Here is an 18,898-nt window from a genome sequence, read left to right as displayed (position 1 = left end):
GCCCAACCGTTCAACCGGAGGAATGCCCCATGGCCGCGAAGAAAATCCTGATGCTGGTCGGCGATTACGTCGAAGACTATGAAGTGATGGTGCCGTTCCAGGCGCTGCTGATGGTGGGGCATACCGTGCATGCCGTGTGCCCGGACAAGTCCGCCGGCCAGACCGTACGCACGGCGATCCACGACTTCGAAGGCGATCAGACCTACAGCGAAAAGCCTGGGCACCTGTTTGCCCTGAACGCGGATTTTGCCAAGGTCGACGCTGCCGACTACGACGCGTTGCTGGTGCCCGGCGGCCGTGCGCCCGAGTACCTGCGCCTGAACGAGAAAGTCCTGCAACTGGTCAAGGCGTTCGACCAGGCCGGCAAGCCCATCGCTGCGGTATGCCACGGCGCACAATTGCTGGCGGCTGCCGGGATTCTGGAAGGCCGTGAGTGCAGCGCTTACCCGGCGTGTGGGCCGGAAGTGCGATTGGCGGGTGGCACGTTCATCGATATCCCGGTGACCGACAGCCACGTTCAAGGCAATCTGGTGACTGCACCGGCGTGGCCGGCGCACCCAAGCTGGCTGGCGGCTTTCCTCGGCCTGCTGGGCACCCAAATCATCCTGTAACGCGGAGGTCATCGCCATGTGCGAGCTGTACGTCAAGGCCGACCCGATTCTCTACGAATCCCGCTCGCGCTCCCTGCGCATCTGCGGCGTGGTGACCACCGTGCGCCTGGAAAACCAGTTCTGGGACATCCTCAGCGAAATCGCCGAGGTGGATGGCATGACCACCAATCAGCTGATCGCCAAGCTGTATGAAGAGGTGATGGACTACCGCGGCGAAGTGGTGAATTTTGCGTCGTTTTTGCGGGTGAGTTGCACGCGGTACCTGAGCAAGCAGCGGGTTCAGGCCCCAGAGCTCAGCCTTGTGAATACAAGAAATGGCGCGCTGAAGATCTAAATGTGGGAGCGGGCTTGCTCGCGAAAGCGGTGTGTCAGGTAACTCATGTACCGACTGATCCACCGCCTTCGCGAGCAAGCCCGCTCCCACATCGATTAGGTGGGGGTCAGAAGAACCGCGTCACGCTGATCTTCGCATCCCGCCCCTTGGTGTAGGCGCGGTCGCCGCTCAGGGCCGGGCGGAAGTTGTTGTTGAACAGGTTGTCCACGGTGAAGTTGACTTCGGTGCCCTTGAGGTAAGCCTGCTGCGGCTTCCAGCTGGCGAACAGGCCCTGGGTGTTATAGCGCTTGTTGCCGTACTGATCGTAGAACAGGTCGCCGATACTGGTACCCGGGCCGCCGGAATACTTGTCGCTTGGCAAACGGCTGGTGGCGCCGACGAACTGCCCTTGCCAGCCCACCTGAGCGTCCAGGCTCGGGATCTTGGTGCCGAGCACGATCACCCATTTGGTCGGCGGAATGTCCCGCGCCCAGACGTCCGGGCCCCACGGGTTGGTGTAGGCGCCTTCGTGTTTGCCGGTGGTGTAGGCGAACGATACCGAGCCGAACACGTAGGTGGAGTCGTAGAAACTCTCGGCCTCAAAGCCCTTGATGGTCATGCCGCCGATGTTGCGGTAGTTGGACATCGCCCCCGGCGGGCAGGCGCTGGAAATCGTCCCGCCATTGACCGCCTGGTTCTGGCAGCCCACGCCCGTGGCCTTGAAGATCTCGTCTTCGACTTTGTTGTGGAACAGCGTGGTACGCAGTTGCAAGTTGTCGCCGTGGGTGAACACGTCGCCGAAGCTGGTGACGTTGCCCAGGGTGATGGAGGTGATGCGCTCCGGGTCCAGGTCCAGGCTGGTGGCGGTGCGGCTGCCCAGGCCCTGGACTTCATACTGCTCGTCGATCACCGGGGCGCGCCAGGTGCGGCTCCAGTTGGCAAACAGCGCCACGTTCGGGGTGATGGTCCAGTAGGCCGCGAGGCGCGGTGACCAGCCGGTGTAGGTGCGGTCGCTGTAGTCGTGGCCGATGGCCGGGTCAGGGTTGCTGTAGTACGGCGCGTCGTTGGCTTCGCCGCGGTTGCGTACGTGGTCATAGCGCATCGACGGGGTGATGGTGACATCGCCCAGCGTCACCGCGTCCTGGATAAAGAAGCTGTTGGTGTCGACCTTGCCATGGGGCATGAAGCCCGGCTGGAAGTGCCCGTAGTTGTATTTCGGGGTGTTGTAGGTGGCGCCGGGCATCCACATTTCGGTTTCCCGGGTGTGCTTGCGGATTTGCACACCGGTGGTCACCGCGTGCTGCAACGCACCGGTGGAAAACAGGCTGACGTTGCGTACGTCGAGGTTCTTGTCGTTGTAGGAGGTGTCCATCTTGCGCCCGCCAGTGGCCAACTGGAAAAACGCCGTAGCGTCTCGCTCGTCGGTCTGGTCGGTGTTGGATTCGGAGTACTTGATGGTCAAGTCCACCAGCGGGTTATTCATCGGCTGGTATTCGTACTTGCCGGACCAGGTGGTGTCGACGGTGTTGCGGTTGGCCAGGAAGCGTTTCAGCGCGGCTTCGTAGCCATAGCGGTCGATGTTGGCCTGGGTCGGCGGTGTCGGGTAGCTGGCGGCAGAGAAGGGCGTCCAGCGCTGGCTGTTGGAACGCGAATACGACAGGCCAAGACTGTGCTCATCGGTAAAGTGGGCATTTACCTTGAACAGTTGGCCGTCCACGTTCTGTGCGCTGTTGGGCAGGCGCTTGGGGTTGATCGGGTACTGGTTGTTGTCGTTGGGCAGAGTGGCAGCCAGCTTCATGTCGCCGCCGTCGCGTTGGGTCAGGTAGGCCAGGGCGTCGAAGCGGCCATCATCGGTACGCCCGTAGACCGCGCTGCTGTAGACCTGTTCATGGTCGTTGCTGGAGTAACCGTACTTGAGCATGGCGCCGCTGTTGCGGCCGTCCTTGAGCAGGTCCGGGGCATCCTTGGTGGTCATGTTGACCGTACCGCCAAAGCCGCCGTTGCCGCTGAAGGGCGAGTTGGGGCCTTTCTCCACTTCGATGCTCTTGATCAGTTCGGGCTCGATAAACACGGTGCCCTGCTGATAACGCTCAAACCCGCTTTTGGTGGCGCCATCGACGGTCAGCGGCACGTCTTCGGCGTCGCCGAAACCCCGGATGTTGATGGTCTGGCCGCCGGGCTTCAGCGAGCCGCCCTGGCTGATACCGGGCAAGGTCTGCAGCAGGCTGGGGATGTTGTTGGACTGGTAGCGGTCGATGTCGGCCTGGCTCAGGGTGGAACGGCCGACGGTGGTGGAGTCCACCTCGTTGCCGGTGCCGATCACGCTCAGGGCCTCCAGCTGAATCGCGCTGCTGTTGGTGGTCTTGCCTTCTTCGGGGCGTACCACGTAGGTGCTGCCGACCTTGAGCAACACGAACTCGCCGTCCTTGAGCAAGGTGCGAATCGCCACTTCCGGTGTGAAGTCGCCATTGAGGGCCGGCGCCTGGACGTTTTTCAGCAGCGCTTCATCGAACAGCAGCTGGATTTTCGCCTGCTGCGCCACCTGGCTCAAGGACGTGGCCAGGGACTGGGCCGGCAATTGCAGTTTGAACGACTCGGCCTGGGCACTCAGGCTGAAGGCCAGGCAGGCGGCAATGGCGGTGGGTCGAAGAAACAGGTGCTGAACGTGGCAAGGCGCGCGAAACATGTAATCCCCCGGAGTAGCCAAATGGCCAAAAAGGTGTGCGTATCAAACGCAGACCCGAGGAAGACGCGGCAGGAAAAATAATCCTCACATGCGAATGCAAAATATTCTCAAGTGAGCGTATCGAGGGATTATTTTCGAGGCTCAATCCTGATGTTGCCGTCGGCCAGGGGCACGGTTTTCACCGGCAGCAGGGCGGGCAGGGCGGTGAGCAGGGCGTCCGGATCATTCACGTCCAGATTGCCCGAGACCTTCAGCTGCGCCACTGCGCTGTCCACCAGCAACGGCGCCTGTGGCCGGTACAGGCTTAACTCGTCCATCAGGCTGGCCAGCTCGCGATTACGAAACGACACGTGTCCGCCGCGCCAATCGGCGACCTCGCCGACAGTGAGGGTTTGCTGCTGCAGCGTGCCCTTGGCATAACTGAACGTAGCGCGCTGATCGGCGCCGAGCAGGGTGGCCGGCAGCTTGGAATCCGGATCGAACGCCACTTGCCCGTGGGCCACACTGACCACCAGTTGCTGCTTGCTGCGCCGCACATCAAAGCCGGTGCCGACCACTCGCACATTGGCTTCGCCGGCCTGCACGTACAGTGGCCGTTCCTTATCAGGTGCCACTTCGATATACAGCTGGCCCTGATCCAGATGCACGATGCGCTGGTGACTGTTGAAGTCCACCCGCAGGCGCGTGTTGGCGTTGACGTACAAGGTGCTGCCATCGGGCAGATGCAAGGTGCGCGTGCCTTTGGCATGGGCCGCGACCTGGGCGTGGAACAGCTCGCGCGGGGCGCCGAGGTTGCTTGCCAACAGGGCACATACCAGGGCGGCAGCCACCGCCAGGGCCGGGCGCCAGGCGGGTGTCTTGCGCACGGGCATCGGTGTGGGTTTGTTCAGTTGCTGCAACTGGGCCAGGTCGGCCCACAGCTGTTCGAATTCGGCATAGGCACGGGCATGGGCCGGCTCGGATTGCCAGGCGGCAAACGCCTTGCGGTCGGCGCGGCCCGTGTCATTGCGGTTGCGCGCAAACCAGCTGGCGGCCTGGGCATCGATGGAGTCGCTGGCCTCGATGTCACAGGTGTCGATATCGCTCAGGCGGGTCATTCTGGCTGCTCCTTGCCCTGGTCTTGTTGAAGTCGCTGCTTGCAATGCAGCAAGGCAAAAGCGATGTGCTTTTCCACCATGCTGACCGAAACGCCCATGCGCTCTGCGATCTGCGCCTGGCTCAGGCCCTCGAAGCGATGCAGCATAAGGGCTTCTCGTCTTCTGGGCGAGAGTTCAGAGAGGACTTCTTTCAGCTGTTCCAGGCGTTGCAGGCGTTGCGCGGCGGCCATGGGATCGTCTCGCGAGTCGCTGACAGGCTCTGCATCCAGTTCGGCCTGTTGCTGGTGGACGGTGTGCCGCACCTTTTGTTTGCGCCAGTGATCGCGCAGCAGATTGCGCGCCATCTGGAACAGAAACGCCCGGGGCTGCTCGACCTTAGCCCGGTCGCGGTAGTCCAGCCATTGGGTAAAGACATCCTGGGTCATGTCTGCCGCGTCGCTGGCGTTGTCCGTGCGCTTGCGCAGGAAATGCAGGATATCTGCATAAAACCCGCGAAAGGCATCGGCCGACAGCGGGTCGGGCTTGAGACGAGACATGGATATCCTTCTTGACGAAGCACGACGTGGAAAAGTCGCGAATGATATCGAGAATTATTGTCATTTGTCTCTATTGAAATTCTACGGTTGGATGCGGGCTAAATGTGGGAGCGGGCTTGCTCGCGAAGGCGGTGAGTCAGTCAATTAATATGTCGACTGACTCACCGCATTCGCGAGCAAGCCCGCTCCCACATTTGGATTGCGTTTCAGCGCAACAGGGTCAGTAGCTCCTGAAGCTGAACACGGCCAGCCTCACCCAACGGGAACACCGGCAACCGTGGATCACCCGACTCCAGCCCCGTCAGCCGCAAACCGGCCTTGATCGTCGCCGGCAAGCCGCCTTTGAGGATGAAGTCCAGCAGCGGCAACTGGCGATAGAACAGCTCCCGCGCTTTCTCCAAATCATTGGCCAAAACGGCTTCATACAAATCCAGGTTGAGCTGCGGAACCAGGTTCGGCGCCGCCGTGCACCAACCCTTCGCCCCTGCGGCAAACGCCTCCAGTGCCAGCGGATTGCAGCCGTTATAGAACGGCACCTCGCCCTCGCTGCGCCGATGCAACTGGTGCATGCGCTGAATATCCCCGGTGCTTTCCTTGACCATGGTCACGTTGTCGACGCTGTTGACGATGCGCAGGATCAAGTCCACCGACATATCGGTGCCGCTGGTGGCCGGGTTGTTGTAGAGCATGATCGGCACACCGATGCTGTCGCCGATAGCCGCATAGTGAGCGAGGATTTCCGCCTCGCTGAGTTTCCAGTACGAGGCCGGCAACACCATCACCACGTCGGCACCGTGGGCTTCGGCAAACTGCGCGCGACGCACGGCCTTGGCGGTGGTCAGGTCGGAGACGCTGACGATGGTCGGCACGCGTTTGCCCACTTTCTGGAGGCTGTAGGCAGCGACTTCATCCCACTCCGTATCGCTGAGGTATGCGCCTTCGCCGGTGCTGCCCAGCGGGGCGATAGCGTGCACGCCGCTGTCGATCAAACGGTCGATCGAAAGCCCCAGGGCGTCCAGGTCAATGCGCTGGCCGTCTGTGCTGAACGGGGTGATGGTGTAGCCGATAATGCCGTGAATAGAAGGGCTGGACATGGAAAAGTCTCCGGTCGAAAAAATGGGTTCAGTTCAGGCAATCGGCGTGTTGACGCAGGTTCTGCCGAGCGTAGTAGTTGAACGCGGCGCCGTGGCGCTTGGGCTTGGAAATCCAGTCATGGGCTTCGCGGCCCAGCTCCGGCAGGATCGGTTTGATCGTGCCGGCGGCCATCGCCAGCAGCTGCAACTTGGCGGCACGTTCGATCAACTGTGCGATCACACACGCTTCCTCGATGCTCGCCCCGGTGGACAGTTGGCCGTGGTGAGAAAGCAGAATCGCGCGCTTATCCCCCAGGGCGGCGGTGATGATTTCGCCTTCTTCGTTGCCCACCGGCACGCCGGGCCAGGCTTCGAGGAATGCACAGTCTTCGTACAGCGGGCAGAGGTCCATGTGGGACACCTGCAGCGGCACTTCCAGCATCGACAGCGCAGCGATATGAGTCGGGTGAGTGTGGATGATGCAGTTCACATCCGGGCGACCGCGGTACACCCAGCTGTGAAAACGGTTGGCCGGGTTGGGCATGCCGTGGCCTTCCAGCACCTCCAAGTCTTCATTGACCAGCAGCAGATTGCTGGCGGTGATTTCATCGAAACCCAGGCCGAGTTGTTGGGTGTAATAAGTGCCCGGAGTGGGGCCGCGTGCGGTGATCTGCCCGGCGAGGCCGGAGTCGTGGCCGTTTTCGAACAGGATCCGGCAGGTGAGTGCCAGCTTTTGCCGGTCGGTCCACGTATTATCCGCCAGGGTGTTTTGCATCTGGCTCAGCGCTTGCTTGACCAGTTGGTCTTTCGGGAGTGCTAATGTCTTGGCCATGTCAGTGTCCTTGTTCGTCGCTAATGACACTAAAGAGACTATATGACACAAAGTGTCATTGGCAAGCATTCATCATCGCCTCTTTAATGGATTAACCGCTGCACATGTCTATCCGTTTGAAAATACTGAGAAAAAAGCTTGGCGTGACTTTGGAGTCGCTCGCGGAAAAATCCGGGATGACCAAGAGTTACCTGTCGAAGGTTGAGCGCGGGCTGAATACGCCTTCGATCGCTGCGGCGCTGAAGTTGGCCAAGGCGTTGAACGTGAAGGTTGAAGAGCTGTTCAGTGAAGACAACGTCAGTCTCGACAGTTACAGCCTGGTGCGCAGCCATGAACGGCAGGCGTTGTCGGGTACCGATGCGTCACCGGGATATGCGGTGCTGGCGCATCAGGTCAGTGAGCGCAGTTTGTTGCCGTTTATCATTTACCCGCCGGCGGAGTTCACCGACAAGACCTTCAAGGAGCATTTGGGGGAGGAGTTTTTGTTTGTGCATGAGGGCCAGGTTGAGGTGGACTTCATGAGTGAGCGGGTGGTGTTGAATCGGGGGGATGCGTTGCATTTCAATGCGCAGAAGCCGCATCGGATTCGGTCGGTGGGGGAGGTTCAGGCGCAGCTTTTGGTGGTGGTGCATAGTGCTGAGGGGTGATTGTGGGGGTGGGGGCATATCCGTTATTTGGGTAACGGCCGCCTATGGTTCCGCTCTTACAGCGGCTCACTTTTGAACAGCGCAAAAGTAAGCAAAACGCTCTTGCCCCACCACTCGGCACCTCGCCTGGGCTCGGTGTGCCCTCACTCCGGCTTTGGAGCGTGGGCCGCCGCGATGGGCCATCCTTGGCCCAGCGCGGCTAACCCGGCGTCCTGCCGGGTTACCCACGCTCCAAAGCCTGCGTTCGGCCAGCGTGGTTTAACGGGGCGCCTAAGATCAAGATCAAAAGCAGATCAAGGGCACAGCGGCCTCCCGGCCGGCTTGAGTGTGGTGAAGCAACAGCAACAGCAGAATCAAAAGCTAAAGCGGGCACGGTCCAAATGTGGGAGCGGGCTTGCTCGCGAAGGTCGTTAACGATGACGCGGGCATTCTGATTCAACGCGGCGGTCTCAGGTTTTTCGCGAGCAAGCTCGCTCCTACAGGAAAGCAGCTCTGCTTTCGCTCTTAACACTCAAGCCGGCCGGTAGGCCGCTGTGCTCTTGCTTTTGATCTTGATCTGCGGGCCCCGTCGCGGCGGCCCGCGGAATCGGGCCGGAGTGCGGGCATGCCGAGCCTAAGCGAGGTACCGAGTGGTGGGGCAAAGACCTTTTGGTTACTTTTGGGGCGTTTGCCAAAAGTGACCCGCTGTAAGAGCGGAACCCTAAGTGGCCGTTACCGCAGCAACGGATATGTACACCCACCCCAAATCACCGCTCCACGGGCACCGAAAGCCCCGAATCCCCAAGCGCATGACTACGCGCATCAAAAAACCGCAACTCCACATCCACCCCTTCAAACAACTCCGCAAAACGCCGCTTCTGCTGCTGAATAAACCCCGCACTGCGCCCAAACACCGAAATCGCCAACGTCTTGATCTTCGCCTGCCGAATCGCCTGCACCAGATGCACATCCTGCGCGCCGAGGTGATGCCCGAAAATGCAAAGCGCGCCCTCATGGCTCAACAACTGCTCATAACAGAACGACAAATAGTCAGAACTGCGAATAGTCTTCAGCTTCTCCTCAACCTTGCCCTCGCTGACAAACAACGGCACATCATCCAGCGTCTTGATCGTATTGTTGATCGCAAAACTGCTAAGCAACGTGCTGTCAGTGGTCGGCAATTTACGCGCCGTACCGTCAAGGTTACGCACCAGGTGCAAACCACCATGCAAATACAAAATGCGCGTGCTGTCGGTGGCGGTATTACGCAGGTCAAAGCTCGCATCCGCGCTGCGAAACAGATCATCGATGCCCGGCGCCTGCAGGATCGCCCAGTAGTTGAGCAAGTCGTAATTGCTGGTGAAAACCGTCGGATAACTCGCCAGCTCCTGATGAATCGTCGCCAGCGTCGAAGGCTGCACCAGGCGCCACGGAATATGCACGCTGTGGATCGTATTGATCAGCGCTTCCTTGATCGCGTAGTAGCGATTACGTGGCGCCGCTGAGCTGACCGCCAAGGCCTTGTTGACCCGGCTGGTGGTTTTCAGCGCGCCCAGCACCTGTTCGAAACTGCGGGTCTGCATCGCGTCAAACACGCTGAGTTCGGACTGGCTCAGAGGTTTTTCTTCCACGGCGCGGGCGTTTTCGAACAGTGAGTCGTAGGCAAAGTCTTCCCACACTGCGCGGCTGGCGCCGTTGCCGATCAGGATCCCGCTGAAGGCGGTACTGCTGCGCAAGGCGTTCCAGTCTTCAAGGTGGGCGTCAAAATCCTGGGAATCCTTCATTGCGGCGTGTCTACTCAAAATCGGCTGGGCGGTGACTTTATCACGAGCGGGCGTTGATCCTGGTCAAGATGCCGCAGGCAATCGAGGTCGATGCTGTAGGCATAACGACTTTCGAGGATTAGCCACCATGAGCAGCACCTTCTTCATTCCATCCGTCAACATCATGGGCATCGACTGCCTCGACGAAGCCATGATCGCGATTCGCAACTATGGCTTTCGCAAGGCGCTGATCGTCACTGACGCCGGGATGGCCAAGGCAGGTGTCGCCAGCATGATCGCCGAGAAACTCGCGATGCAGGACATCGACTCGGTGGTCTACGACGGCGCCAAGCCCAACCCGAATGTCGAGAACGTCGAAAAAGGCCTGGCGCTGCTGCAACAGAGTGCCTGCGATTTCGTGGTCTCCCTGGGCGGCGGCTCGCCCCATGACTGCGCCAAAGGCATTGCCCTGTGTGCGACCAACGGCGGGCACATCGGAGACTACGAAGGCGTCGACCAGTCGGCCAAACCGCAACTGCCGCTGGTGGCCATCAACACCACCGCCGGCACTGCCAGCGAAATGACCCGCTTCTGCATCATCACCGACGAAACCCGTCACGTGAAAATGGCTATCGTCGACCGCAACGTTACGCCGCTGCTGTCGGTCAACGACCCGGCGCTGATGGTCGGCATGCCCAAGGGCCTGACCGCCGCCACCGGCATGGATGCGCTGACCCACGCGATCGAAGCCTACGTGTCCACCGCCGCCAATCCGATCACCGATGCCTGCGCGATCAAGGCCATCGAACTGATCAGCGCCAACCTGCGGATTGCGGTGCGCGACGGCCAAGACATGGCCGCCCGGGAGAACATGGCGTATGCGCAGTTCCTTGCCGGCATGGCCTTCAACAATGCGTCCCTGGGGTTCGTGCACGCCATGGCGCACCAGTTGGGCGGGCTGTATGACTTGCCCCACGGCGTGTGCAATGCGGTGCTGTTGCCCCACGTGCAAAGCTTCAACGCCAGCGTCAGTGCCGAGCGCCTGAGCCATGTGGCACGGGCCCTTGGCGCAGACATCAAAGGTACCTCAGTGGAAGAGGGCGCCCAGGCGGCCATCGCGGCAATTCGCAGCCTGTCCCAGGACGTGGAAATTCCTGCCGGGCTGCGGGAGTTGGGCGCCAAGTTGCAGGACATCCCGCTGCTGGCGTCCAACGCCCTGAAGGACGCCTGCGGTCTGACCAACCCACGGCGCGCGGATCAGCGTCAGATTGAAGAGATCTTTCGCAGCGCGTTCTGATCAGCCCTGGCCATGGCGACGCACAGCAGTGCGCCGCCCGCCAGCGCCACGCATAACACCGCCAACGGCCAGGCCTGCTGACTCGCCAACAGGCTGGCCACCCCGCCGATCGCCGCCGCCATCAACTGATGCATGAAACCGCTCAAGGCCATGGCGTAGGAGCCGCTCACCGGTGATTCATCATTGGCCAGCGACAGGCTGATGGGATAACTCATCGACTGCCCGAACACCGCCAGGCAATACGGCAGCCACAGCAGGATCGCCAGCCCATTGGCGAACAGGCTGCCCAGCAACATCGTCGCGCTGCCGCACATCACCAACGCCACGCCCCAACTCATCATCGACAGGCGCCCGGTGCGGGCGACGAGGCGATTGACCATCAACGCCCCCGCCAGATACGCCCCGCTGATCGGCCAGCCGAGCCAGCCATATTGCGCAGCGCTCCACTCGAAATGGCCCTGCAAAATCAACGGTGCGCAGGTGTTGAACGCGATGATCACCCCGTAACCCAAACCGCCCGCCAATGCAGGCCGCAGGAACGCCGGATGGCGCAGGATCGTGCCGTAGATGCGCCAGGCCGAGGCGTGTCCAGAGGCGTTTTCCAATCTCGGAAACACCACCCGTTGCAGCGCTATCATCAAGCCGACAGCCGCCACCGACAGCCCATAAAAGATCGCCTCCCAGCCAAACGCCACCTGCAACAGCGAGCCCACAAACTGCCCGATGCCCAAGGCGATCACGAACGTCATCCCCAGCCACGACAAGCCTTTGGCCAGCAGGACACCGCTGAAACTGTCGCGAACCAACACCCGCGCCATCACCGACACGCCGCCCGCGCCGAGGCCTTGAACCAGCCGCAGACCGAGGAACGATTCGAGGCTGTAGGCGGACGGAATCGCTGCACTGGCCAGCGCATACAGCGCCAACGCCGCCAGCAACACCGGCTTTCTGCCCAGCCGCTCACCGAGGCTGCCCCAGAGCAGCATCGGCAACGCCATGCCGATCAAATACACCGCCAGGGCCAGTGCTACCTGATCCTCTGCGGCGGTCAATGACAAGGCAATTGCCGGCACGGCAGGCAGATAGCTGCTGATGCCAACCTGGGACAGAAAGGCCGCGCTGCAGGCGATGGCGAGGGTGGTGGTGCTTTTCAAGGGGCAAAAGATCCTGTTGAGCAGTAAGCTGCAAGCCGCAAGCTACAAGCTGCTAGTGTGTTTGTCTCTAGCTGGCAGCCTGAAGCTAACCGCTTGTCGCTTAGGAACCAACCTTATGAGAGTTCTATTATTCGGCGCCACCGGCATGGTCGGCCAGGGCGTGTTGCGCGAGTGCCTGCTGGCCGGTGACGTGCAGGAAGTGGTCGCCGTAGGCCGTACCGCACTGGCCCAGGAACACGGCAAGCTGCACCAGGTGCTGCATGCCGACATGTTCGATTTCCAGCCGCTGGAGCATCTGCTGCAAGGTTTCGATGCCTGCTTCTTTTGCCTGGGCGTTTCTTCGGTGGGCATGGACGAGGTCAAGTACACCCATTTGACCTACGACCTGACCCTGGTGGCCGCCAGCACCCTGGCCCGGCTCAATCCGCAAATGACCTTCATCTACGTGTCCGGCGCCGGGACTGACAGCAGCGAAACCGGCAAAACCATGTGGGCGCGGATCAAGGGCAAGACCGAGAATGCGTTGCTGCGCCTGCCGTTCAAGGCGGTGTACCTGTTCCGTCCCGGGGTGATCCAGCCGTTGCACGGTGTGCGTTCGAAAACCCCGCTCTACCAGTCCATCTACACCGTGGTCGGCCCGTTGTTGTCGCTGCTGCGCCATGTGCGGCCGGCGTGGGTAGTGAGTACGGAAACCGTTGGTCGCGCGATGCTCTCGGCCGTCCGGCACGGCGCACCTCTGCCGGTGGTGGAGCAGGCCGATATCAATCGCCTGGCCACCGAGCGCGCCTAGATGCTGCACAAAAGCCTGGTTCGTCGCCTTGATCTGATCACGCTGCAGTTGTTTGTGGCGGTGCATGAAGAAGGCACGCTGACCCGCGCTGCGGCCCGTGAAGCCATCGCGGTCTCGGCGGCCAGCAAGCGTTTGATGGAGTTGGAACAGGTGCTGGGCGTGAGCCTGTTTGTGCGCCAGGCCAAGGGCATGCAGCTCACGGCCGCCGGCGAGACCTTGCTGCACCATGCGCGGCAGATGCTGTTCAACGTCGAGAAAATGGGCCTGGAACTGGGCGAACACAGCCACGGCATGCGCGGCTATGTGCGGATGCTGGCGAATCTCTCGGCGATCATTCAGTTCCTGCCGGAAGACTTGCGCGACTTTTCCGCGCTGCACCCGCAGGTCAAAGCTGACCTGGAAGAGCGGCCCAGCAATGGCGTGGTCCAGGGCGTGATCGATGGGGTGGCGGACCTGGGCATCTGTTCCAGCGACACCGATACCAAAGGCCTGCCCGGCGTGACCTACCGCCGGGACAAACTGGTGGTGCTGATGCCGGCGGATCACCCGTTGGCCTCGCGCAAGACACTGGCGTTCGCCGAGACGCTGGACAGCGACTACGTGGGGCTGCATTCCGCCAGCTCGATCAACATGCGCACCCACGCGGCGGCGCGGGAGGCGGGCAAGGTGTTGCGCCTGCGGATCCATGTGCCGGGCTTTGATGCCATGTGCCGAATGGTCCAGGCCAACATGGGCATCGGCATCCTGCCGCAAAAGGCCTATGAATTGTTTGGCCGGGCGTTGGGTTTGCACGCGGTGCCCCTGACGGATGCCTGGTCGGATCGCAGCCTGATCCTGGTGGTGCGTGATGAAGCGCAGTTGTCGCCGGTGAGTCGGTTGTTGTTCGATTACCTGCGGCGGGAGCAGGCGTAAGCAAATACCCTGGCTGCGTAGCAGCCCCAAAAAAAGCCGGGCGCTACGCACTCCAGCGGGAGCAAGCTCCCTCGCCACGACCAACTCTGACTCAAGCCTTCGCATTTGGCGAACGCTCGTTGCCAACTGACGGTTGGATTTCTACTGCCCGTGTCCTCTAGCCTTGGCTCACATTCCAAGAACAAGAGGTACACCCCATGACGGCTCCCCTGAGCGGTATCAAGGTGATCGAGATCGGCACCCTGATTGCCGCGCCGTTCGCCGCCCGGCTGATGGCCGAGTTTGGCGCCGAGGTGATCAAAATCGAAGCCATGGGGCAGGGCGATCCGCTTCGCAAATGGCGAAAGCTGCACGAAGGCACGTCGCTGTGGTGGTACCTGCAATCGCGTAACAAGAAGTCCCTGGCCCTGGACCTCAAGTCCGCAGAAGGCCTGGACCTGGTCAAACAATTGCTGGGTGACGCCGACGTGCTGATCGAAAACCTGCGCCCCGGCGGCCTGGAAAAACTCGGCCTGGGCTGGGACGTACTGCACGCCCTCAATCCCAAGCTGACCTTGGTGCGCATCTCGGGCTACGGCCAGACCGGCCCTTACCGCGACCGCCCGGGCTTCGGTGCCATCGGCGAGGCCATGGGCGGGATTCGCTACACCACCGGCAACCCGGACTCGCCACCGGCACGGGTGGGCGTGAGCCTCGGTGATTCCCTGGCCTCACTGCACGGTGTGATCGGCGCGCTGATGTCGCTGCTGCGGGTCAAGACCGGCCAGGGCGACGGCCAGATTGTCGACGTGTCCCTGGCCGAAAGTGTGTTCAACCTGATGGAAAGCCTGGTACCGGAATACGACATGCTCGGCCATGTACGCGAACGCAGCGGCGGCGCCTTGCCCGGCATCGCACCCTCCAACACCTACCTGACCGCCGACGGCGCCTACGTGGTGATCGCCGGCAACAGCGACCCGATCTACAAGCGCCTGATGCTCGCCATTGGCCGCGCCGACCTGGCCGAAGCGCCGGAGTTTGCCCACAACGACGGCCGCGCGGCCAAGAGCGGCCTGCTCGACGCCGCCATCACCCACTGGACCAGCAGCCTGCCCATCGACCAGGTGCTCAGCGCCCTGGAAGTCGCCGAAGTACCGGCAGGGCGCATCTATTCAGTGGCTGACATCGTCGCCGACCCACACTACCAGGCCCGCGACATGCTGCTAAGCGCCGACCTGCCCGGCGGCCTCACGGTGAAGATGCCCGGCATCGTGCCCAAGCTGTCGGAAACCCCTGGCGCCGTGAACTGGCAGGGCCCGAGTCTGGGCCAGCACACCGATGCAATCCTCGGCGACCTGGGCTTGAGCGGTGCCGATATTCAACGCCTGAAAACTTCGGGAGTGGTGCAATGAAAAGCTATTCCGATGCCTTGATCGTGCAGGAAGTCTCGCCCCGGGATGGGCTGCAAATCGAGCCGACTTGGGTCGAGACTGTCGACAAGATCGCGTTGATCGACCAACTGTCCCTGGCGGGTTTTTCCCGGATCGAAGCCGGTTCGTTTGTTTCACCCAAGGCCATTCCCGCATTGCGTGATGGTGAACAAGTGTTCCAGGGCATCACCCGCCGTCCTGGGATTATCTACGTGGCGTTGATCCCCAATCTCAAGGGCGCCCAGCGTGCCATCGAGTCCCGGGCCGATGAGTTGAACCTGGTGATGTCCGCCAGCCAGACCCACAACCTGGCGAATATGCGCATGCGCTGCGAGGCCTCGTTGGCGGCGTTCGGCGACATCGTGAGTTTCGCTGCCGACTATCCGGTGCGCCTCAACGGCAGCATCGCCACCACTTTCGGCTGCCCGTTCGAGGGCAAGATTGATGAAGACCGCGTGCTGCAGTTGGTCGATGCCTACCGCGAGCTGGGCATCCAGGGCATCAGCCTGGCGGACACCACCGGCATGGCCAACCCGCGTCAGGTCGAACGCCTGGTCAAACGCGTTCTGGAACGTGTTCCGGCGAGCGACCTGACCCTGCATTTCCACAACACCCGCGGCCTGGGTTTGTGCAATGTACTGGCCGCCTACGAGGCCGGAGCGCGACGGTTTGATGCCGCATTGGGCGGCCTCGGCGGCTGCCCGTTTGCTCCCGGCGCGTCGGGCAATATCTGCACCGAAGACCTGGTCAACCTGTGCGACGAAGTCGGGATTCACACCGGCATCGACCTGCCGCACCTGCTGCACATGTCGCGGCAATTGCCGGCCCTGCTCGGCCATGAACTGCCGGGCCAGGTGGCCAAGGCCGGGCGCAATTGCGACCTGCATCCGCCACCGGCCTACATCGCCACTTTGTAAGCCGCCACCAGACAACAAAAACAATCGGACGCCTGCGAGCAGTCCGCTGGAGAGAAACAATGAGCCTTAATACGTTGGAGGCCGGCGTGCGCCCGGCCGCTGAGCACGATGCCGAAAAAGCCCTGGTCAGCAAGGTCGCCTGGCGCCTGATGCCGCTGATCATGGTCTGCTATTTGTTCGCATTTTTTGACCGCATCAACATCAGCTTCGCCAAGTTCCAGCTGCAGGCTGACCTGAGTTTGAGCGACACCGCCTACGGCCTCGGCGCCGGGCTGTTTGTGGTCGGCTATGTGATCTTCGAAGTGCCGAGCAACATGATGCTGTACAAGGTCGGCGCCCGCCGCTGGATCGCGCGCATCATGATGTCGTGGGGGCTGGCGACGGCCGCCATGGTGTTCGTCACGGCGGAGTGGCAGTTCTACGGCCTGCGCTTCATCATCGGTGCGATGGAGGCCGGGTTTGCCCCAGGCGTGTTGTATTACCTGACGTTGTGGTTCCCGCAGCACTACCGTGGGCGCATCACGTCGATGCTGTTCCTGGCGTCGGCGTTTGCCGGGCTGGTGGGCGCGCCGTTCTCCGGGCTGGTGCTGGAACACCTCGACGGCGTCCTGCAGATGCGCGGCTGGCACTGGTTGTTCCTGCTCGGTGGCTTGCCTTGCGTTGGCCTGGGTTTCCTGGTGCTCAAGCTGCTCAAGGACCGCATCGAGGATGCCCACTGGTTGACCTCGGCGGAGAAGACGTTGCTGGCCAGCCGCATTGCCGTGCATGAACCCCACAAGAGCGGCGGCTCATTGCTGGCGGCTCTCAGGATTCCCGGCTTCCTGATGCTGGGCTTTATCTACTTCCTGATCCAGGTAGCGTCCTACGGACTGAACTTCTGGGCGCCGCAGTTGATCCGCAGTGCGGGCACCCAGAGCCCGGTGATGATCGGCCTGCTGACGGCGATTCCCTACGTCTGCGGCGCCATCAGCATGGTGGTGATCGGGCGCTTGTCCGACGCTACCGGTGAGCGCCGCAAGTTCGTCAGTGGCCTGGTGGCGCTGGGCGCGGTGGGGTTCTTCTGTGCAGGAATCTTTGCGGACCACACCACGTTCTTGATCGTCGCTCTGAGCTTGCTGGGCGCGGGCATCATTGCCTCGATTCCGACCTTCTGGACCTTGCCGCCGAAGCTGTTGGCCGGTGCCGGGGCGGGCGCGGCGGGCGGGATTGCGGTGATCAACACCCTGGGCCAGTTTGGCGGCATCGTCAGCCCGGTGATGGTCGGCCGGATCAAGGACCTGACCGGCAGCACCACGCCGGCGCTGTATGTCATCGGCGTGTGTGCGCTGCTGGCGGCGGCGCTGTTGCTGTGGGGCTTGCCGCAGAAACTGCGCACCCTCGACAAACACTGATCAGCCCGCGGCTACCAGCGATCGGGTGGGCGTGGCGCTGAACTGAATCAGTGCCACGCCGCCGATCAACATCAGCGCCCCGATCAACCGGGGCGCGGTGAGTTGGCGTTCCACCAGCCCAAACAGGCCGAAGTGATCCAGCATCAACGAAGCGATGATCTGCCCGGCCATCGCCAGGGCGATAAACCCCGAAGCGCCGAGCTTGGGCATCAGGATCAGTGCCAGCGAGATAAAGCACACACCGAACGCACCGCCGCTCCACATCCACAGCGGCGCCTTGGTGATAAAGCCAAGGTTGGGCAGCGGCAGGCGTAGGGCCAGGATCACCGGCAGCAGCACGATAATGCTCACCAGCAGCGAGGCGAGGGTGGCCCACAACGGATGGCCCAGGCCGCGTCCCAGGTTGGCGTTGATCGCACTTTGAAACGGCACCACCGCCCCGGCGAACGCCGCCAACAGCAATAAACCTACCCAATGCATCGTCGTCATCATCAATCTCCCAGAGGTTTTGCTGGACTCTAGGCTATTCGTCGCGCAAATTTAAATTCCAAGTTCTTATGCAGAACATGCAGCTGATGAATGATCTTCGACGCATCGACCTTAACCTGCTGGTGATCCTCGACGCCTTGCTCAGCGAGCAGCACGTCACCCGTGCCGCCGAGCGCTTGCACTTGAGCCAGCCGGCGGTAAGCCACGCCCTGGCGCGGTTGCGGGATTTGCTCGGTGATCCGTTGCTGGTACGCCAGGGCAGCTCGTTGGTGCCCACCGCGCGCGCCCTGGAACTGGCAATGCCGCTGGCGGAGGCGTTGGCCCAGGTGCAGGCGTTGCTGGCGCCCAATCGCTTTGATCCGGCCTCGGCCAAACGTACTTTTCGGGTGGCGATGTCGGACTACGGCGCGGCGATTTTCTTGCCGGAGCTGGTGCGCACTTTGCGCCGGGAAGCGCCGGGGATTGATTTGCAGATTATCCAGGCCAGCCGCGAAGGCATGCTGGATGGCGTGCTCAATGGCGACATCGACCTGGCTGCCGGGGTGTTTCCCGACATGCCTGCCGAACTGCGCAGCACGCCGTTATTTGAAGAGCATTACGTATGCCTGGTGGACCGTGACAGCCTGCCTGACAACGGCGTGCTTGACCTGCCCACCTACCTGGCGCGGCCCCACGTGTTGCTGGAAATGCGCGGCAGCGGCACTCCGGAAATCGAACGGGCGCTGACGGCGATTCGTGAGCGCCGGCACGTGGCTATCAGCTTGCCTCATTGGGGTGTCGCGCCGCAGTTGATCCAGGGCACGGACCTGATTCTTACCGTGTCGTCTCGCGGGCTGCTCAACATTGATCACGAACGGCTACTGGCCGTGCCGCCGCCGTTTCATATCCCGTCGTTTGCGTTTGTGCTGGCATGGCATTCGCGGCGCGGTGGAGACCCGGCGTTGCAGTGGTTGAATGGGCAGGTGCAGGGTGTATTGTTTGAGCGCGTTTGATAAGCACAGT

General features: G+C 61.8%; 18 protein-coding genes. 10 read left to right on the top strand and 8 right to left on the bottom strand.

The window, feature by feature from the left end; all coding sequences use genetic code 11:
* Positions 1 to 29: 29 nt before the first annotated feature.
* Positions 30 to 611 carry a DJ-1/PfpI family protein gene (locus AU074_RS18765; RefSeq protein WP_076015986.1) on the top strand — a complete coding sequence of 194 codons (582 nt, stop codon included), beginning with the start codon at positions 30 to 32 and terminating at the stop codon, positions 609 to 611.
* A gap of 16 nt (positions 612 to 627) precedes the next feature.
* Positions 628 to 945, top strand: coding sequence for a ribbon-helix-helix domain-containing protein (locus AU074_RS18760; protein ID WP_076015985.1), 318 nt, complete (start codon positions 628 to 630; stop codon positions 943 to 945).
* 106 nt (positions 946 to 1,051) lie between these two features.
* Here AU074_RS18760 and AU074_RS18755 read toward each other — a convergent pair whose 3' ends face one another.
* The 5 genes from AU074_RS18755 to AU074_RS18735 form a co-directional block, all read right to left on the bottom strand.
* On the bottom strand, positions 1,052 to 3,610 hold the full coding sequence (locus AU074_RS18755) for a TonB-dependent receptor (protein ID WP_076015984.1): 2,559 nt from the start codon (positions 3,608 to 3,610) through the stop codon (positions 1,052 to 1,054).
* 128 nt (positions 3,611 to 3,738) lie between these two features.
* Positions 3,739 to 4,707, bottom strand: a complete 969-nt coding sequence (locus tag AU074_RS18750) for a FecR domain-containing protein (protein ID WP_076015983.1) — start codon at positions 4,705 to 4,707, stop codon at positions 3,739 to 3,741.
* Positions 4,704 to 5,243, bottom strand: coding sequence for an RNA polymerase sigma factor (locus AU074_RS18745; RefSeq protein ID WP_076015982.1), 540 nt, complete (start codon positions 5,241 to 5,243; stop codon positions 4,704 to 4,706). The genes AU074_RS18750 and AU074_RS18745 overlap by 4 nt, the downstream gene beginning before the upstream one ends.
* 206 nt (positions 5,244 to 5,449) lie before the next feature.
* A complete protein-coding gene (locus AU074_RS18740) occupies positions 5,450 to 6,337 on the bottom strand; it encodes a dihydrodipicolinate synthase family protein (protein WP_076015981.1) in 888 nt (295 codons plus the stop codon).
* Positions 6,338 to 6,365: 28 nt separating this feature from the next.
* Entirely contained in the window at positions 6,366 to 7,148 is a 783-nt protein-coding gene (locus tag AU074_RS18735; protein WP_076015980.1) for an aldolase, read from the bottom strand.
* Between the two features lie 104 nt (positions 7,149 to 7,252).
* On the opposite strand from AU074_RS18735, the gene AU074_RS18730 reads away from it, so the two are divergent.
* Positions 7,253 to 7,795 (top strand): helix-turn-helix domain-containing protein, encoded by a 543-nt coding sequence (locus AU074_RS18730; RefSeq protein WP_003209127.1) that lies wholly within the window; start codon positions 7,253 to 7,255, stop codon positions 7,793 to 7,795.
* Between the two features lie 746 nt (positions 7,796 to 8,541).
* Here the strand turns inward: AU074_RS18730 and AU074_RS18720 are convergent.
* Positions 8,542 to 9,558, bottom strand: a complete 1,017-nt coding sequence (locus AU074_RS18720) for a DUF4917 family protein (RefSeq protein ID WP_076015979.1) — start codon at positions 9,556 to 9,558, stop codon at positions 8,542 to 8,544.
* Between the two features lie 127 nt (positions 9,559 to 9,685).
* On the opposite strand from AU074_RS18720, the gene yiaY reads away from it, so the two are divergent.
* Complete coding sequence (gene yiaY, locus AU074_RS18715; RefSeq protein ID WP_076015978.1) at positions 9,686 to 10,834, top strand: L-threonine dehydrogenase; 1,149 nt, start codon at positions 9,686 to 9,688, stop codon at positions 10,832 to 10,834.
* Here the strand turns inward: yiaY and AU074_RS18710 are convergent.
* A complete protein-coding gene (locus tag AU074_RS18710; protein ID WP_076015977.1) occupies positions 10,801 to 11,988 on the bottom strand; it encodes an MFS transporter in 1,188 nt (395 codons plus the stop codon). The genes yiaY and AU074_RS18710 overlap by 34 nt on opposite strands.
* Positions 11,989 to 12,103: 115 nt before the next feature.
* Between AU074_RS18710 and AU074_RS18705 the strand changes: the two genes are divergently transcribed.
* From AU074_RS18705 to AU074_RS18685, 5 genes are all read left to right on the top strand, one after another.
* Positions 12,104 to 12,778, top strand: a complete 675-nt coding sequence (locus tag AU074_RS18705) for an NAD(P)H-binding protein (RefSeq protein ID WP_076015976.1) — start codon at positions 12,104 to 12,106, stop codon at positions 12,776 to 12,778.
* Positions 12,779 to 13,690 (top strand): LysR substrate-binding domain-containing protein, encoded by a 912-nt coding sequence (locus tag AU074_RS18700; protein WP_076015975.1) that lies wholly within the window; start codon positions 12,779 to 12,781, stop codon positions 13,688 to 13,690.
* A 197-nt stretch (positions 13,691 to 13,887) separates the two neighbouring features.
* Positions 13,888 to 15,081 carry a CaiB/BaiF CoA-transferase family protein gene (locus tag AU074_RS18695; protein WP_076015974.1) on the top strand — a complete coding sequence of 398 codons (1,194 nt, stop codon included), beginning with the start codon at positions 13,888 to 13,890 and terminating at the stop codon, positions 15,079 to 15,081.
* Positions 15,078 to 16,016, top strand: a complete 939-nt coding sequence (locus AU074_RS18690; protein ID WP_076015973.1) for a hydroxymethylglutaryl-CoA lyase — start codon at positions 15,078 to 15,080, stop codon at positions 16,014 to 16,016. The genes AU074_RS18695 and AU074_RS18690 overlap by 4 nt, the downstream gene beginning before the upstream one ends.
* A gap of 59 nt (positions 16,017 to 16,075) precedes the next feature.
* On the top strand, positions 16,076 to 17,407 hold the full coding sequence (locus tag AU074_RS18685; RefSeq protein ID WP_076015972.1) for an MFS transporter: 1,332 nt from the start codon (positions 16,076 to 16,078) through the stop codon (positions 17,405 to 17,407).
* On the opposite strand, the gene AU074_RS18680 is transcribed toward AU074_RS18685, so the two are convergent.
* Positions 17,408 to 17,896 (bottom strand): DMT family transporter, encoded by a 489-nt coding sequence (locus AU074_RS18680; RefSeq protein WP_076015971.1) that lies wholly within the window; start codon positions 17,894 to 17,896, stop codon positions 17,408 to 17,410.
* A gap of 68 nt (positions 17,897 to 17,964) precedes the next feature.
* On the opposite strand from AU074_RS18680, the gene AU074_RS18675 reads away from it, so the two are divergent.
* Positions 17,965 to 18,888: a LysR family transcriptional regulator gene (locus AU074_RS18675; RefSeq protein ID WP_076015970.1), complete on the top strand. Its 924-nt coding sequence runs from the start codon at positions 17,965 to 17,967 to the stop codon at positions 18,886 to 18,888.
* Positions 18,889 to 18,898 lie beyond the last annotated feature (10 nt).

This window comes from Pseudomonas sp. ATCC PTA-122608, from assembly GCF_001952855.1.
GTDB lineage: Bacteria > Pseudomonadota > Gammaproteobacteria > Pseudomonadales > Pseudomonadaceae > Aquipseudomonas.
The sequence above is the reverse complement of the archived record's forward strand: the minus strand, read 5'-3'. Positions and strand labels throughout refer to the sequence as shown.